Below are 17595 nucleotides of genomic sequence, written 5' to 3'. Positions count from 1 at the left end.
TAGCTGGCGTCCGCATCTTCCGTTACAAACGTATGCTTGTCATCCAACACATACTGAAATTCCACGGCGTTCAACATCAAGCTAGCCCGGAACAATGCCTTGATACCCTGTTCATTACTCATCACCACAAAGAATTCCCGATCAGTCCCACTGACGCGTTGAAAGCTGTCATACTCGCCAGTGAAACCTTCTTTACGGAATAAGCCAATAATCTTCATCATTTCAATCTGCGTTACTTCTTTGTCTGCCAAATTCAATCTCTTTTCTCTTATTTAAATTTTCAGTCGCTAATGGCCCCTCTAGTGACCGCTAGTGACATTTTTCCCACGAAAAAGCCGCCCCCAAAACGAGGCGGCTCTGACACAAGCAGGTAATTACTTACCTAATTTGGTCTTGTTGGTCATGTTTAACTTATCATCGAAGTCGTAGACAACTGGTTCACCGGTTGCCATTTCAAGGTTCATGATGTCGTCATCAGAGATCCGTTCGATGTACTTGCTTAAAGCACGTAATGAGTTACCGTGAGCGGCGATGATGACGTTCTTGCCGTCAAGTAACTTAGGTGCGATTTGGTCTTCCAAGAATGTACTAAGCACGGTACGTTGGACCGGTTGATAGAACTGACTTTCGTAACTATCTTTTCGCTGGATAGTTGCCAGCTAGTGACAAAGGTAGAGGACTAAATACTCTTTCTTACACTCCTAGCTATCAAAATCATCCTTACCTCAAACAATTAGTCACATTTAACAGCAAATATGCGCAATCGAATCAACTTTTATTGGGATAAATCAACCTCACATAAATATGAATTACAGCCAACTTAATATAAAAATAGCTTTTACAGTAGAACACCTCTAAAGTCTATATTTCATTTGCATACATCTCAAAAAGCCGTTTAACTATTTCTGACTCAGAAGTCCCATTACTCAATCCATACAACTTCATAACGAATCTATCATTTTTTGTGTGTGCTTTTCTGAGCTTAAGTGGCATAAAATTAGTTGAATATAACGTTGCTAATTTTGTATCAGGAAATTCATCCCGTGCATCCAATATATTTTGACCCAAAACACTTAATTTTTCTTTGGTTTGAGAATCTAATTCTAACCACGGAAAATTTGTGTATACCGCAGGCGAATAACTATAATCACTTTTCATGCGCCCAGCAACTGTTCTCATCCACGCCATGTGCACAGAAGATATTAATATCGAAAATATCCAGCGCTCAGTTGTAGGTATTAAATATAGCTTGTTACTTGAAATTGTAGACTTTGGTAAAAAACCGATTGGTATATATTCCCTATTTTCCGATGATACCTCTGGGACCGCCAAATAATCACACACTGGCTGCCTAATTTGTGTAAATAAATATGGCGTTTTACTATCTTTTTCTTTCACTGAATCAGTTGTGCTGGCTAATCTTTTATCAACAACAATTTCAAGCCGCCTTTTAATTTCAGGATTATTAATATACCGACTAGGATTCACATCCTTTAACCACAAACAGTATCTTGTTTTCCCTTTAATAAACTCACTGGAACCCAAATATGGTTGCACAAGGTCGCTTAGATCTGGATATTTTTTGATGAAATCGTCTCGTTCACTCTCACTTAGAACTAAACCACCACCATCAATCGGCTTACTACCCTGATGCATTTCAGGTAAGTCCGTATTCCCAAGGATACGTTTTCGTGACTGTATGTATACGTCCTTAAAATCAATCAAATATCCATTTAATCGGTTAACCCGTTTCGGTTTTTCTTTTTCCGAATCGTATAACCAAACTGATTCATCTGTCTGAACCCGTGTAAATCCAACAATAACACAATGCACATGCGCCATATCTTTGACTTCATTATTCCAAATAAACGAGCGATAAGCAAAAATGATCTTAACCTTATAATCTTTGAGGAGATGTTTCCAAAGAATGCTGACTTGTTCTCCTTGCGTGATTGAATTAGTTGAGACAAACGCTGCTTTAAGTGTAGTGTCTCGCATGTATAGTGCTGCTTTTTCATACCAAGCACACACATAGTCAAGCTTCCCATGCTTGGGTAAACCCTGGAAGACTATATTCATGTCATCAGTTTGAGATGCCTTTAACGCTTTGTCCTCTTTAGGTAAGCTGCTTAATCCGATAAAAGGAGGATTACCCATGATATAATTCAATTCATAAGGTTGAACTATATCACTCCAATTCATTCTTAGTGCGTTCCCTTCATGAATACCCACATTTGTAACTAGTGGAAAAAAGTCCCTATTAACATAAATACCCTTATTTTGACTGCTCTGCATCGTTTGAGCTTCTGCAATCCACATCGCAGTCTTAGCGACTGAAACCGCAAAGTCATTAATTTCAATTCCATAAAAATTATTAATTTTCACTTTAAAACCATTTAATCCTAATCCAGTTAAGTCTCCTTGCTCAATTAAAATAACTTCGTCTTCCATTGAGCGGAGAGACAAATAAGTTTCCGTTAAGAAATTACCAGAACCACAAGCTGGATCTAAGAATTTTAATTTGCCCAGTTTATCTCTAAATTGACGGGCCATTTCTACCCGTTCATTCGTACGCCCCCAATTTTTTATCTTGTCTAATTCATTCTGAAGATCATTTAGAAATAACGGATCGATGATGTTATGAATATTATCAATAGAAGTATAATGCATCCCTCCTGAACGACGCGTATCCGGGTTTAAAGTACTTTCAAACACCGCACCAAAAATTGTTGGGCTAATTGCCGACCAATTAAATCCTCTCCCAGCATCTTCAACAATTAGTTTTTTTAAATGAGGTGTAAATTGTGGGATTAAAATATCCTCGTCAGAAAACATTCCACCATTCACATAAGGAAACCTATTATATTCATCATCTAAATATGGATCTCTTTCTTGTTTATTGGGATCTTCGTCCAGAACTTTAAACAGCTTCTTAATCGCTCCCTGCAATTCATGCGGTTCCCTACGTTCAACAAACGCTTGAAACATATTTTCCTTACCAAACAATGCAGTATCATCTACATACATTAAAAAAACAAGTCTTACAACTAACATATTTAAGCTTCTCTGTACGTGCTTATCCTTTAAATCTAATTTTTGAGTGTAAGCATTAATCAGCTCGTTATAAATATCAACAACTAGGTTTCCAGCATCAATTGATATCTGCTTTTCTTCAATAACTCTTTGCTGATGTTTATCAATTAAAAACGCTAACTCCCTATACTGATTTTTAAAATTTACTAATTTCACAATTTTAGGTTCGTCATGAGGATGACTCATATCATGAATTTCAATTTCATTAAAATTTGAAACTAGAATCCATTTTGGTGTTTCCTCTACAGGTAAATTGTTGGAATAACGCCAAGCCTGTTCGAATGGCGTTAAAAGCTTTCCGTCTGATTGCCGAATTTTTTCAGCTAGGTCTTTCTCCCGTCCTTTCATTTCAATGACGACCCTAGTTGCCGGAATATAAGCATCAATTTGCTTCGTATGTATGTCGCCATTATCCTCTTTCACTCGGACATTTTTCTCATACTCAATGTAACGCTCATAGTCAACAATTCCAAAAACCTTTTCTAACATGCTATTCCAAAATGTTTGACGATCGGCATCTTCCCTCCCTTTTTGTGGTTCAATCCACAACTGAGAAAATTCTGAAGCCATCTGTTTTCTTGTTTTTATTTTTGCGTCGTTTAATGACATAATTATCCTCACTATCAACAATTATTTATCAACTAGCTATTATTTCTCATTTGTCACCATCAATAAACATATCATATTTTACTCTAAAATTATCCATTGTATACTGATTATTTCACAAAGGTACGATTCACCAAACGCATATTTGGAATTGACAACATTTAAATCATCAAACCATTCCTCGGAGGCACCTTAACATCTCGCTCGTTGCCATAACTACAAGAAAATTTCGGTCAAATCGGTAAACTGATCAGTCAGCAACTATCATAATCGCTAATGAAACCTTCCTTACGAAACCAGGCTAATAGCCTTCACTTTTTTCAGATTACGCTATTTCATTAATTGCTTCTCACAAAAAAGTATCCTAACAAGCAGACTGGCTCTGACTCAATTAGATGATTAACTACCTAACTTTTTTTCCTTATCGGTCACGCTTAACTTGCCACCAAAATTGTACACAATGGAGCTGCATTCCAATTTAAGATCTATAATGTCACCACCTTAGTTACAATACTCACTCCTCAAAACCATACTGCATTTAAAGTGTTAACGGGCGATCCCCATGAAAAGAATGTCTCCATAGATAATGACTTTAAAAATAACCGGTGTACGTCCATTAAGATAAGGGGTCGTATTCGCAATAAGTTCGCTGATTTTTTCGAAGTAGCGCGTGTTTTCAACTGTCTCCGTTATTTTACCATCGCTTCCTTGTTCAATGAATTTTAATTGATGATCGACGATAACACCTGCGAAATATTGGTTCCTGTGCTTCTGCATCCGCTTGCAAAACTTAGGACTTAACGCGGCTTAATCCATTTTTGAACCCCTATATGATCTGTAATTAAGTGGCCTGATTCATCTTCCACATTTTGAACTGCTGTTACTGCTTGCCCATATGTATCCTTTCCATAGTGAGTAATGGTTCCAGTAAAATGCTGATAACATTCAGTCTTTGAAAATAGACGCATTGAAGTCCTCCTAGGTCACAATTATCTACAACTAATTTTAAGTATAATCATTAAATCACACCTAGAAAAGCTTAACTTCTTCAACCAACCGAATCACCAGGAGAATCATAACCTTATTACAAAAGACTACTCACGACAGTAACAATCAATACTCTTGAAGTCTTGAAGTAATGTTAACAGATAGTGAACACAAATAATGTCCCAATTGTGTCGACCGACCTATCGTATTCCGAGTGATTCGCTTATATCAGAACATTCAATATTAAATACGAAAATACTGCTAGCTTCTTTTCCAAGCTAGCAGTATTTTCAGTTCTATTAATTTCACTCTTTACAGTAATCGATTAGAAGTTAGACGAATTAGTCATTAGCTATCCCAGAATTTCCGATTAGCTGGCGTCCGCATCTTCCGTTACAAACGTATGCTTGTCATCCAACACATACTGGAATTCCACGGCGTTCAACATCAAGCTAGCCCGGAACAGCGCTTTGATGCCTTGTTCATTGCTCATCACCACAAAGAATTCCCGATCGGTGCCACTGACACGTTGGAAGCTGTCATACTCGCCAGTGAAACCTTCTTTGCGAAACAAGCCAATAATCTTCATCTTTTCAAGTTGCGTTACTTCTTTGTCTGCCAAATTCAATCTCTTTTCTCTTATCTAAATTTTCGGTCAGTAACGGCCACTCTAGTGACCGCTAGTGACATTTTTTCCACGAAAAAGCCGCCCCCAAAACGAGGCGGCTCTGACGTAATCAGGTAATTACTTACCTAACTTCGTCTTGTTAGTCATGTTCAACTTGTCATCAAAGTCGTAGACAACTGGTTCACCGGTTGCCATTTCGAGGTTCATGATGTCATCGTCGGAGATCCGTTCGATGTACTTGCTTAAGGCACGTAATGAGTTACCGTGGGCAGCAATGATGACGTTCTTGCCGTCAAGCAACTTAGGTGCGATTTGGTCTTCCCAGAAAGGCATAACCCGTTCCAAGGTAACCTTCAAGTTTTCACCACCAGGGACGATGTTAGGGTCCAAGTTAGCGTAACGTGGGTCCTTAACAGCTGAGCCTTCAGCGTCTGCGTCCAAAAGTGGAGGCAAAACATCGTAAGAACGACGCCAGATGTGGACTTGGTCATCGCCGTACTTTTCAGCGGTTTCCTTCTTGTTCAAACCTTGTAAAGCACCGTAGTGACGTTCGTTTAAACGCCAAGTCTTGGTTTCTGGAATCCAAAGTTGGTCGGATTCTTCCAAAACGTAGTGTAACGTCTTGATTGCCCGCTTCAGAACTGACGTGTAGGCGTAATCGAACTTCATGCCAGATTCCTTGATCTTTTGACCAGCGGCCTTAGCTTCTTCGACACCCTTTTCGCTTAAATCAACGTCAACCCAACCAGTGAACTTGTTAGCTAAGTTCCATTCACTTTGGCCGTGGCGAATCAATACTAATTTTGCCATCACTTATAACCTCTTTCTTTGGTAGAATACCCTGTTATTTTACACCATCTAGCGGGTAATTTCAGCTTTATTGTGTGGTTCTTTTCATGACACCGCTTACTTATCACATTTCTCGCCAAAAACGGCCCCCGCAGCAACCCACGGTGGACCGTTTCCCTAATCTATTGGTGATCCTTGTCAGAATCCTCATTTTTCCCGTGATGGTGCCGGTACTCGCGAATCTTCTGCACATCGACCTGTGGCCGCGGATGGAGCCCGTGAACCGGCCGCACGCCCAGAATATCCAGGAAGAAGGTGAAAATGGGCACCCCGACAATCAAGCCCCAGACGCCAAACAACTGCTCGCCGGCGAGTAAAACCACGAACGTATAGAAGATTGGCAATTCCGTTCGGCTCGACATGAACTTCGGATTCAGCACATAAGCCTCGAGTGCATGCACCACGACGATCATGACCAGAATATACACGATGTAGCGCACGCCACCCACCGAATATCCCAGGATCGCTAGCGGAATCACCGACACGATGACCCCGGCCACTGGAATCAGGCTCAGAATAAAGATCATGATGGCCAGCGTTGGGAGCTGTGGCATCTGCATGATGGCCAGCACCACCGTCGTAATCACCGTATTACACAAGGCAATGAAGAACTGGGCTTCCAGAACCACTCCAAATGTATTCACAAATTTGGTGGCAAAGAAGTTAATATCCTGGAAAATCCAGCCGTACGTGCTCGTCAAGAAATGCTTGGAGAACGCCGCCATCTGCTTATTTTCAATCGTAAAGAAGTAACTCAGGATCAGCGACATGAACAGCGTCACCCCGAAGGTCCCAATCGTGGAAACGTAGGTCAATACGACCTTCGCCCCATTTTGTAACTGATTAACAATGTCAGAACTCTTGATATAGTTCGAGATCCACCGAATGACCTCGTTATTATCCGTCTGTGGACTCTGGTAGAACTTAAAGAGCGTCTCCCCACCCTTAACCGTCGATGTAATCAACGTCGGCAGGTAGGTCGTAATCACCCAATACAGCGCCCCAATCAGAATGATGTAGGCCGCCGAGACGATCAGTGCCGGTGGTAGCTTGACCACCTTGCGGACCGCCTTGACCAGTTGCAGAATCAAGAAAGTAAAAATAAACGTGAGTAAAATCATGTTCATCTCGGCCCGAATTAGCCACAGGATGAAGATTAAGACAACTAACACCACGAAACGGCGTAGTCGAACGTTAGCGATAAACCGTTCCCATAAACTCAATTATAAATCCCCCATTCCATCTTAATTTTATTATACCGCATTGCGGGGGATTCCCTAACGGTTTCGTCGCCGTTCTCGACCAGTTTGCGCGGTAGCTGGGACAACCTGACGTTTGGCGGCTTTCTGGCACTAATGGCTACTCCCCCTATCGGCAAGCAGCCCGCCGCTCATGGCACAAAAAAGCCGTGCTCATCGGTTATTCACCGGTCAGCACGACCCCGTTCAATTCTAGTTTTATGATTCAACGCCCTCTAAGACTGCCGACCGCTGATTGCTAAAGGTCAGTTGTAAGTCGTCCAAGCCCAGCGCCTTATGGATGATGGCCGAGGCCCCACCCTTTAAGGAAGCTTCCTTGGCGTTCTTGGTCAACAGAAGTGGTGCCTTGCGGATAATGGCCATGTCATCCACGTACTTTCTGACGCAATCCATCATTTCGGGCAAAAGCTCCAGGATTGGCGCGTTGACGATGATGGCATCTGGCGCAAAGGTATTCGACAGGTTGCCGAGAACCTTCGCCAGATAATAGGAGAACTCATCGAGAATCGCCAACAGCTCTGGCCGGTGCCCCAGATAATCCCGCCGAATCCGGTTCACGTCCACGTGATCCAGCTTCTGGTACGCCATGATCCGTTGTAGCACCGTACCCTCGGCCACATACTGGTTAACCGTCTGGATATTCTTTTCCTGATACCGATCGGCCAACGGACAAGTCCCAATGTTACCGGCCTCACCGTTGTGACCTCGATACAGGTGGCCTTCCGTAATGATCCCTGCGGAGACCTGATCCCGAATGGTCACGGAAATCAAGTTCTTGTAAATGCCCTCACCCGCAAAGTCCCGCTCATAAATAGCGGACTCATTGGCGAGGTTCTCCAAAATAACGGGAACCTGGAATTTGTCGCTAAAGTACTTAGCCAAATCAAAGTTCTTAAAGCCCTTCAGAGAGGCTCCCAGAATCTGATTCTCGTAAATGGTCCCGTCCAAGCCAAAGGCAATTCCCAGTAACCGGTTATCGCTTTCGGCAACGGTGGCCGCAATCTTTTCATCAATCATGTCTAACACCGTCGTTAGATCCACATCACGTGTGGAGACACTGGCATAGTTCTCGGATCGACCATCCAACCGGCTGGTAATCATTGAGAACCGTTGCCGTAAAATGTTAATGCTGACGACATAGCCATACCCCACGTTTAGCAATGCCATAACTGGTTTCCGACCACCGTTACGCGTGCTGACACCGTGACCAACCTCACGGATCAAGCCCTCATGCAGCAACTGGCTATAAATATCTGAAACCGTCACTTTGTTTAAACTAAGATTACGGGAAATTTGACTACGCGAAATCGGCCCTGCGTTAACAATCTGCTGAAGAACTTGCTTCTCATTAGTAGTACGCATGATATGTTTGTTGATAATCATAATTTTCTGTAACGCGCTCCCGCTCTGACCTCGTGGTGATTTGGGAATCAAATCAGTTTTAGGTCTCGCCCCATCCCCCAAGATTGGTGCTCACCTAGCCATAACGGGGCGCGTTACTCTACCCCCCTTAGTAGATTTCTGATTCTAAGTATATAGTAAATCACGTTTACCAATTTAGCGTGAAAAACGACTTGTGAAGTTTTTGGTGGAATTTCGTGCCGTCACGGCCGGGATTCCTTGTCGTTACTGACTTCCGAGCCACTAAAACACTTGTAGACCAATTAATTATATTATATGCCCGGATAAACTATTTGTTCGCTAAACTTACCATCTTGTCAAATTTTAGGACTCATTCGTTTAAAATGGTAAGTTTGCTTTCCAAATTAGGCGATTTGCCACTTGGAGGCCGCTCTGCTATCGCCAATCAACGCCATCCATCCACTAAAAAAAGAACGCCACCGCAGCAGCGTTCCTTCCTAATGACCTCTATTCCAAATATTGGTGCGTGTACTTCGATAGGGAGATATTCTTCTTATTAGCTTGTTGCATGGCGACCCGGATATCCTGGTCACTCATGGCACTCGCATTGCCACCGGCGGCATCAATCGTCTTGCGGGCAGCCGCAATCTGTTGCGCCGTGATGGTCTTACCGTCGATTTCCTTTTGACTCTGCGTAACCGTGTATTCATTGCTCCCGGAGTAGTTCTTTGCGGCCTGCTTCTCGGAAGAGGTCAGGGACGCGCTAGAACTGCTGGTCGTCGTGCTACTGCTTGAATCCGCAGATGATGACGAACTCGACGCTGCTGAACTGGTTTCGCTGGTCTGACCGGCGTTGTTAGCCTTGCGTAAAGCTAATGCCTGATCATACAGATCCTTGTAATAGCTCTGACGGAACTTCGTATTGTTAAAGAGTTCATCCAACGTCGTGTTAGATTGCCCGTAGTTCAAAGCCTTGTTCTCACCCTGCGCCTTGCTTAAGATCTGTTTGAATTGTTTAACGTTAGCCTTGATGCCCTTGACCTGCTTGTAGCGAGCCTTGGCACGTGTCACCAGGACGGACGAGCCGTTGCCCGTATTCTTAACGGCCACATAGTGATTCTCGGCCGTGCTGAAATGACGGGCCTCCAACGCATTCTCACCCGCAACATACCGTTGCGTTTGCGTCAGGTAACGTTGTGCCGTCTTATCGTTTAAACGCCGCTTCAGAGCGTTCTGGAAATAGCTCTCGGCTTGTGTGTAATGTTTACTTTCAATAGCAGTACGCCCGTTGGCCATTGCCGCTTGGTACTCTTTGGCCGTTGCGTGATGATTCGAATACGCATAACCGCCAATCAGCAGTGCCACAACGATTGTTGCCACGACCCATACCCATTTTTTCAAAGTGAAAGACCTCCGCTGGTTAATTATGACTTTATTATACCATGCCTGTTCAGCGAATCGGTGGATTTTACAGGGGCAAATCTGTTAAAGAAAACGTTAAGCGCTTACACACAAGTCTTCCCCTTACGTTTCCGGGGGTGATAGGCGTATAATAGCATGGTAATTTTGTTTCTTCTTGATTGAAGGAACCGGAAAGGACCCATGACATGCTTGAAAAAACTTTCTACAAAACGTTTCTGAGCCACACCTTCAACATCCCTGTCCGCGTCAACTATTGGGACGGCACCAGCGATGTATACGGCACCGGCACGCCTGACGTCACCATCACCATTCACGAGGCCATCCCGGTTAAGGAGATCTCCCGCAACGCTTCTATCGCGTTGGGGGAAGCCATCATGGATGGCAAGATCGAGATTGACGGCAGTATCGAAGACCTGCTGACGGCTGCTTACGAGAATGCCGACAGTTTCTTCCACAACTCGAAGTTTATTCACTTCCTGCCTAAGCAAAAACACACTGAAAAAGAGAGTAAGGAAGACGTTCAAAACCACTACGATATTGGGAATAACTTCTATCAACTCTGGTTGGATGACACCATGACTTACTCCTGTGCCTACTTTGAATCACCCGATGATGATTTGTATACCGCACAGGTTAATAAGGTACACCACATTATTAAAAAACTGAACCCCCAACCCGGCAAGACCCTGTTGGATATCGGTTGTGGCTGGGGAACTCTGATGCTCACGGCGGCCAAGGAATACGGCCTGCACGTGACCGGGATTACCCTGAGTCAAGAACAATACGACTACGTTAACCAACGGATTCAAGACGAAGGCCTGGCCGACGTCGCTGAAGTCCGGTTGGAAGACTACCGTGAACTGGGCAACGAGCAGTGGGACTACATCACCTCTGTGGGGATGTTCGAACACGTGGGCCAAGAGAACTTGGGCCAATACTTCGACTGCGTTCAAAAGTACCTCATGAACGATGGGGTTGCCTTAATTCATGGGATCACCCGGCAACAGGGTGGCGCCAACAACGGCTGGTTGAACAAGTGGATCTTCCCAGGTGGCTACGTTCCTGGCTTGATTGAAAACACGACCCATATCATCGAAAATGGCTTACAGATCGATGACATGGAACCCCTCCGTCGTCACTACCAAAAGACGGTGGAAATCTGGGACCAGAACTTTAACGAACACCGTGAAGAAGTTGCCAAGATGTTTGACGAAAAGTTCGTGCGGATGTGGGATCTTTATCTCCAAGCTTGCGCGGCATCGTTCAAATCTGGTAATATTGACGTGATTCAGTATTTGATTTCAAAGGGCCCTTCTACCCGGATGTTACCCATGACGCGGGATTACATGTATGACGATACCCACGCTCACGCTGACGTAACGGACTAATTCAAATTTTCAGGTGACCGCGGATCATCTGAAGCAAAAGCACCACCCCACTGGGATTGATCACCTGGTGGGGTGGTGCTTTTTTGTAGTACTTTTTAACATTCTCTTCCAACTAAAAAAGAACCTCACCAACTGGCAAGATTCCCCTAATTTATAAATTTGGTCACGCCATAAACATCGATAGGATGAAGACGCCGATCAGGCCCACGATTACCGAAATGGCCATCGAACGCGTCCGATAAGCCACGATAATCACGACCACCGCCGCAAGCATTTCTGAATACTTGTTTAAGAGTAGTGCGTAGCTGGCACTGTCGATGAAGATATCCTTCACCACTAGCGCCGTAAACAGTGATACCGGCACGAACTTCATCCATTCGTTGAACCATTCCGGAATCGCCCGCTTCGTGAACAACATCAGCGGGAAGAAACGCGGGATGAATGCCACAATAAAGCCTAAAATAATTAGCCAAAAATGTTGCGTACTGTTCCACGTATTAACTGCGTTCATATAGCTCTCCCTGTGTCCTAATTAGCATCCGAATGCTCCACGGCTTCCTTCTTGGAACCGGGACTGCGCAAGCGCCACAGCCAATGACTGTCGGGCAACTTCTTGCGGAGCGTGGCTTCCAAGCCGAAACCAATCAGTGAAGCAATAATTGTCGAAATAACCAACCCTAACGTACTCTTGGTCAACATCATGCAGACCGCTGCGAGTACCCCTGAAATCAGGCAAATCACGATGGTTAGACGGTTCTTGATCTGCATCACGATCATATACAAGAACAACGCCGTCAGCGCGAAATTAACGATGCTGAGGTCGATCTTCAAGGCACTTCCGATCAGACTCCCAACAATGTTACTAGCTGCCCAGAATAGCAAGGAATAGTGCTCCACCATTAGAGCTTCCCTACCCGTCCACTTTTTATCAGTGGCAAATTTTAAGTAGTTAATGGCGTAATTTTCATCGTTTAACGAAACCGCGAACATAAACAGGAAGCGGTTAGATGAGCCCTTTAAGTATGGTGATAAACTCGAACTCAGTAGTGCATACCGTAATTCCAGGAAAAACAGCATCAAAACAATTGATAGTAATGGGGAATTAATAGTCAACATCGTGGCAATTAAAAATTGTGCCCCACCGGAAAAGATCAACAAAGAAACCAATCCAGTCAGTAAGGTATTGAACCCTGCCGCGTGTAGCAAAATCCCACAAGCCAGCCCAATTGGAATGTAGCTTAAATTAAGGGGCATGGCTACCCGCAAGGTCGACCGCCATAAGGGTTCATTGGGGTCCGGCACTTGCTTGGGGTTTGGCCGTCGTTTATTCAAGAATGTTTGCCTCCGTCGAATACTCTGAGATATGAAGCAACCTAACGGGTTCCCCCGTTATGCATAAAACCACACGATGATATTTTAACATGTTTCACGTCATTTTCATATAACATATACAATATTTATCAAGGATGAGCCCCCACATCCCCCGGTTTTATGAAACGTTTGTGAAAAATCACGGCAAGTTTTCATAACTTATCGCAGCATTAGAAATGATGACCATAAACCTCTAAATCCGCCGCAAAGCCTTGCATATCCGCAATGGCAGGCAGGTGCCCCCAGTGCTCATAGCCGGCTTTTTCAAAAAGATGCCGACTGGCCTGATTGTGCCCAAAAATCCGTGAAATGACGGTTGTCACGCCCAACTGTGGCGCTTGTTCAGCGACCCAGTCGATGGCCAGCGTTCCCAGATGCTGGCCCTGGTGCTGACCGTCCAAATACACCGCAATTTCGGCCGTATTGCGGTACCCCGCGCGGTCACTGTATGGTTCTAACCCCACAAAGCCGGCACACGCCCCATCACTCTCAATCACCCACAGGGGGAAATGTTGTGGCGTAAAGGACGCAAACCACGCCTGACGTTGAGCAACGGTTACGGGGGTTAGATCAGCGGTACTGCCTTTAGTCGCGACCGCCTGGTTATAAATCGCTATGATGGCCGCCTGATCGCTGATCTGGGCCATCCGAAAGTTTACGGACATCCTGATTCCTCTTTTCTCTCATCTGTTTCCCATTATACGCAAAAAGTGCCGTGAAACCAGTGGCTTCACGGCACAATTGATGACCTATCCCAATTGATGTAAATGTTGGTCAAACGCAACATACACGTCCTCATAGTTTAATTCGCTTTCGTCGGTCTTGGCAACACGCAGGGCAAGCTCAGCGATTTCATGATTAGAAAAATCAATCTGAAAGCCATTTAGCTTCGCCATTATAACTGCCGCCATCACAGCTGTTCGCTTATTTCCGTCTTCAAATGGATGTAAGTTGATTATCTTAATGAAGACAATCCCTATCTTTTCATTAATCTCAGGGTAGGCTTCAATATCAAAAAAAGCCTGCTGTGGTAATGCAATAATTGAGGCTAATCCTTTGGCATTATGAATACGCGACTTTTCCGCCGTTCCCATTAGTACCGCTGTATTGACGGCAATCAGTTCTTCAGCTTTTAAATATCTCACTACTCATCACTCTTCTTGAGTGCTTCTAACGCATCATGATATTCTACAAGCGTTTCATTCATGGCGGTTACAAATTGAGAAGATAAATTGTCTTTCTTCTTAGTCACTTTTAAACCATCATCCAATAATGTAAGCTCTAGCTTGGTTTCTTTAGTAATCCCCAGTGCCTTAATCATCTCAGGAGGAATGGTCATTCCCAAGGAGTGACCAACATTAATGACCTGTCTTTCTTTACTCAGGGATGCATTTTTCAACCTGATCACCCTCTCTAATTCTTTCTGAGAGTATAACATCATAACGTTATAACATCAAAACTTCTGATCAAAAAAAGAGAAACACAATATTCAGAATTGTATTTCTCTTAATCGTTTAATTTTTATGAATGTGACTTCGAGTTGGGATCTTCAACCGCTTGTAGCTTTTGGTTGTCATCCAATTGTGAGACACCCATCAGATGTTTCTTCTGTAACCAAGCCATCGTCGGCCAGAGCAGTGCTAAACCAAGAATGGTAAAGAGTGCTAAGACCCACAGGGCTTCACTGACCATACCCGTCATCCCTGACGTAATGGCTTGCCGGAATCCGAGGATTGAGTAAGTCATTGGCAGGAATGGGTGAACGACGTTGTAGAAGTGGTTCGTGACTTCCATTGGGAAAGTCCCACCGGAACCACCAAGTTGCAACATCAGGAGAACCATGGCGATGAAACGACCAGGGTTATCCAGCAACATGGACAGGAACATGACGATAAACATCGACGCCTCGGCAAAGAATACGGAGATCAGAATCATCTGACCTGGGTGATCGACGGACAAACCACCGAGCATCATCAAAGCGGGTTCAATCAGCCCCATGGCGAGCCCTTCGACTGCACCAATGGAGACCTTACTCAAGTACCAACCCGTGGCGGTCCCGCCCTCGCGTGACACCTTCCGAATTGGGAAGGCAAAGTTGAAGACCAAGGCCCCAACGTATAAGGCAACGGACAGCACGTAAGGTGCTAAGGCGTGCCCGTAGTTTGGCACGTAACTGTAGCTTTCGTGCTTCAGATGCGTTGGTGCGGCAAACATATCGGCCGTCTTACCGGTCAATGGTTGTGCCTGAATCTGATCGGCACCACTCTTCAAGGACTTGGCTAACGTGCCATTCCCGTCGGAGAGCTTCTTGGACCCTTGCATCAACTGGTTACTGTTGTCATCCAGCTTCTGTGAGCCATCAGCCAACTGGTTAACCCCACTGGTCAGCGTAGGTACCTTGCTGTTCAGCTCGTTCAAACCAGAAGTCAGTTGACCAGAACCGTTCATGAGTTGCGCGGAAGAGCTGGTTAACTTGTTGCCGGCTGCGGTGAGTTGTGGGGTCTTGGAGTTAAGGGTGTTGCCCGCAGTAGTTAAAGCCGGTGCATTTGACTTCAACTTACTACCAGCAGCATTAAGCTTACCAGTATTAGCATTTAGCTTATTAACACCTGCGGCCGCCGTTTGCAACCCAGAGTTCAGTTGACTCGCACCAGAACTGACCTTCTTAGAGCCACTCTTCAACGCTTTCCCCTTTGTGGCCAATGTTGCGGTTCCATCCATAATCTTTGTAATTCCATCGGTTAAAGTAGGAACTTGACTGTTTAATTGAGAAATACCATTATTCAATGTTGTTGAACCAGCAAATGCTTTATCAACACCAGAAGTATAAGTATTAACGCCAGAGGTTAATGCATTAACCCCTGCTACTAGTCCTGGAGTCGTAGCATTGCCTTGGACTGCCGCATTAAGTTCCTGCACTTTTTCCGTAAATGCAATTAACTCTTTAATAGTGGCGCTTAAGTCAGGAGTATCTCCCGAAGCACTGTTTCCACTTGCTGATTTGACAGTATTTTGAATATTAGTTATTCCGTTTGCCATAGACAATGTTGCATTTGAAATGTCAGTAGTATCTTTTTTTATTTTACTTGTATCCATTGTCGAAGAACCTGAATCAGAACTAGTTGTTGACGCGTACGTACTCTTAGTTGCACTAATCAAATCAGCCGAGTATTTATCAACGTCAGCGCTATTACTAGCTGCTTTTGCCGAAGATAATGAATCCGCAATAGTTGACGCAGAACTGGCTGCATCCTTTACTGACTGAGGTATGCCTGCGCTAGGCCCCTTTGCAATTTCAGCATCGATATCAGATGTCTTCGTGTTGATTGTATCAAGACTCCCACTCAATTCCGACAGGCCTGTGGTCAGTTGCGTAATAAGTGCAGCAGTGCCACCGCTAGTAGCTCCCCCACTCAGATTTCCTAACTGATCTTCAATACTTTTAGCAGCACTAGACAGCGCAGCAATGTTGTCTGATAACTCAGTTGCCTTTGATTCCAATGACCCAGTGCCAGCGTTTAATTTGCTAGATTGTGAACTTAGCGTAGACAAACCAGAATTTAAGCTATTGCTACCATCAGCTAAAGCAGAGACACCACTAGCTAAAGATGTTGACCCGCTACCTAAAGTCTTGACACCAGTATTAAGAGTGTAAACACCATCAACGTACTGATATGTTCCTGACTTTAAGCCACTAGCGCCACTAGCCAACTGTGATGCACCTGAAGTTAATTTAGGCATACCAGCGCTTAGCTGACTGACCCCACTAGTAAATTGATTAACTCCATTGACGTATTGACCAGTCCCACTGGTATATTGATTAACCCCAGCAGAATATTTACCAACACCACCAGTATACTGGTTAACCCCATTAGCGTACTGCCCAACCCCACTGGTATACTTCGCCAGTCCGGTTTGCAGCGTCTGCGAACCATTCGACAACTTCTGAATCCCCGTGGCCAATGGCTTTACGGAAGTCTTCATCTGTTGTAACCCGTTGTTCAACGTGTGAACCCCAGTCGTGTAGGTGTTCAGGCCATCCGTTAAGGTGACCGTCCCGTCCTTCAACTTGGCGGAACCCTTGGCGGCCTTGTCCATCCCCTGACCCACAGCGTAGATCTGCTTGAAGGTGGCTTGGGCATAGGCCTTCGTTACCTTGGCCCGAATTTCGCTATCCAGCTTGGATGACCCGACTTCACTCATAACCTGAGCAATGTAGTTAGCAGAGCCGTTGGTTTTGTAGGTGAACGTCATCTTCTTAGGATGCTTGTTCAGTGCCGTTGCCGCGTTGGCCGAGAAGTTCTTGGGAATCGTAATCACCGTGTAGTACTTGTGGTGCTTCAACCCATCGGCCGCCGTTTCGGCTGAAACAAACTTCCACCCCAATTGGTGGTTTTTCTTCAAGTTAGTGATCGTTTGATCCCCAACGTTTAATTTCTGCCCTTGGTAGGTAACCGGCTTATCCTGGTTAACCACCGCAACGGGTAAACTCCCGGTCTCCCCATACGGGTCCCAGACCGACTTCAGAAAGAAGATACTGTAGAGAAATGGAATAAACATAATGGCAAGAACGGAGATTAAAATCAACCGATTATGCCGAATGTAATTCCATTCGCCTTTAATCATATTC

The 17595-nt window shown here is 44.5% G+C and carries 15 protein-coding genes and 1 pseudogene; 1 reads left to right on the top strand and 15 read right to left on the bottom strand.

The window, feature by feature from the left end:
- The 9 genes and pseudogenes from FD28_RS02470 to FD28_RS02430 all read right to left on the bottom strand — a co-directional run.
- Window positions 1–251, bottom strand: a 251-nt coding sequence (locus FD28_RS02470) for a hypothetical protein (RefSeq protein ID WP_083478099.1), incomplete at its 3' end; no start/stop codon positions are given.
- A 123-nt stretch (window positions 252–374) separates the two neighbouring features.
- Window positions 375–584, bottom strand: a pseudogene (locus FD28_RS02465) (2,3-bisphosphoglycerate-dependent phosphoglycerate mutase); the annotation flags it as partial.
- A gap of 277 nt (window positions 585–861) precedes the next feature.
- On the bottom strand, window positions 862–3702 hold the full coding sequence (locus tag FD28_RS02460; RefSeq protein WP_057732228.1) for a DNA methyltransferase: 2841 nt from the start codon (window positions 3700–3702) through the stop codon (window positions 862–864).
- A 794-nt stretch (window positions 3703–4496) separates the two neighbouring features.
- Complete coding sequence (locus FD28_RS13170) at window positions 4497–4667, bottom strand: hypothetical protein (RefSeq protein WP_157059815.1); 171 nt, start codon at window positions 4665–4667, stop codon at window positions 4497–4499.
- 389 nt (window positions 4668–5056) lie between these two features.
- A complete protein-coding gene (locus FD28_RS02450; protein ID WP_057732296.1) occupies window positions 5057–5308 on the bottom strand; it encodes a hypothetical protein in 252 nt (83 codons plus the stop codon).
- Between the two features lie 123 nt (window positions 5309–5431).
- Complete coding sequence (locus tag FD28_RS02445) at window positions 5432–6124, bottom strand: 2,3-diphosphoglycerate-dependent phosphoglycerate mutase (RefSeq protein ID WP_057732225.1); 693 nt, start codon at window positions 6122–6124, stop codon at window positions 5432–5434.
- A gap of 161 nt (window positions 6125–6285) precedes the next feature.
- Window positions 6286–7386: an AI-2E family transporter gene (locus tag FD28_RS02440; protein WP_057732223.1), complete on the bottom strand. Its 1101-nt coding sequence runs from the start codon at window positions 7384–7386 to the stop codon at window positions 6286–6288.
- Window positions 7387–7620: 234 nt separating this feature from the next.
- Window positions 7621–8784 (bottom strand): ROK family protein, encoded by a 1164-nt coding sequence (locus FD28_RS02435; RefSeq protein WP_235806834.1) that lies wholly within the window; start codon window positions 8782–8784, stop codon window positions 7621–7623.
- A gap of 507 nt (window positions 8785–9291) precedes the next feature.
- The gene (locus FD28_RS02430) at window positions 9292–10185 is read right to left on the bottom strand and encodes a hypothetical protein (RefSeq protein WP_057732220.1); all 894 of its coding nucleotides are present in this window, start codon (window positions 10183–10185) and stop codon (window positions 9292–9294) included.
- 206 nt (window positions 10186–10391) lie between these two features.
- On the opposite strand from FD28_RS02430, the gene FD28_RS02425 reads away from it, so the two are divergent.
- Complete coding sequence (locus tag FD28_RS02425) at window positions 10392–11594, top strand: class I SAM-dependent methyltransferase (RefSeq protein ID WP_057732218.1); 1203 nt, start codon at window positions 10392–10394, stop codon at window positions 11592–11594.
- A gap of 163 nt (window positions 11595–11757) precedes the next feature.
- On the opposite strand, the gene FD28_RS02420 is transcribed toward FD28_RS02425, so the two are convergent.
- From FD28_RS02420 to FD28_RS02395, 6 genes are all read right to left on the bottom strand, one after another.
- Window positions 11758–12105: an AzlD domain-containing protein gene (locus tag FD28_RS02420; RefSeq protein ID WP_057732216.1), complete on the bottom strand. Its 348-nt coding sequence runs from the start codon at window positions 12103–12105 to the stop codon at window positions 11758–11760.
- A gap of 17 nt (window positions 12106–12122) precedes the next feature.
- Window positions 12123–12848, bottom strand: a complete 726-nt coding sequence (locus tag FD28_RS02415; protein ID WP_057732294.1) for an AzlC family ABC transporter permease — start codon at window positions 12846–12848, stop codon at window positions 12123–12125.
- Between the two features lie 287 nt (window positions 12849–13135).
- Window positions 13136–13630, bottom strand: a complete 495-nt coding sequence (locus FD28_RS02410) for a GNAT family N-acetyltransferase (RefSeq protein ID WP_083478091.1) — start codon at window positions 13628–13630, stop codon at window positions 13136–13138.
- A gap of 84 nt (window positions 13631–13714) precedes the next feature.
- Complete coding sequence (locus tag FD28_RS02405; RefSeq protein ID WP_057732214.1) at window positions 13715–14110, bottom strand: type II toxin-antitoxin system death-on-curing family toxin; 396 nt, start codon at window positions 14108–14110, stop codon at window positions 13715–13717.
- Window positions 14110–14364: an AbrB/MazE/SpoVT family DNA-binding domain-containing protein gene (locus FD28_RS02400; protein WP_162255540.1), complete on the bottom strand. Its 255-nt coding sequence runs from the start codon at window positions 14362–14364 to the stop codon at window positions 14110–14112. The genes FD28_RS02405 and FD28_RS02400 overlap by 1 nt, the downstream gene beginning before the upstream one ends.
- A gap of 122 nt (window positions 14365–14486) precedes the next feature.
- Entirely contained in the window at window positions 14487–17591 is a 3105-nt protein-coding gene (locus FD28_RS02395; RefSeq protein ID WP_083478098.1) for a YhgE/Pip domain-containing protein, read from the bottom strand.
- Window positions 17592–17595 lie beyond the last annotated feature (4 nt).

Origin of the sequence: Levilactobacillus hammesii DSM 16381, from assembly GCF_001434395.1 — a bacterium.
Classification (GTDB): domain Bacteria; phylum Bacillota; class Bacilli; order Lactobacillales; family Lactobacillaceae; genus Levilactobacillus; species Levilactobacillus hammesii.
This window is presented reverse-complemented; position numbering and strand designations above follow the sequence as displayed.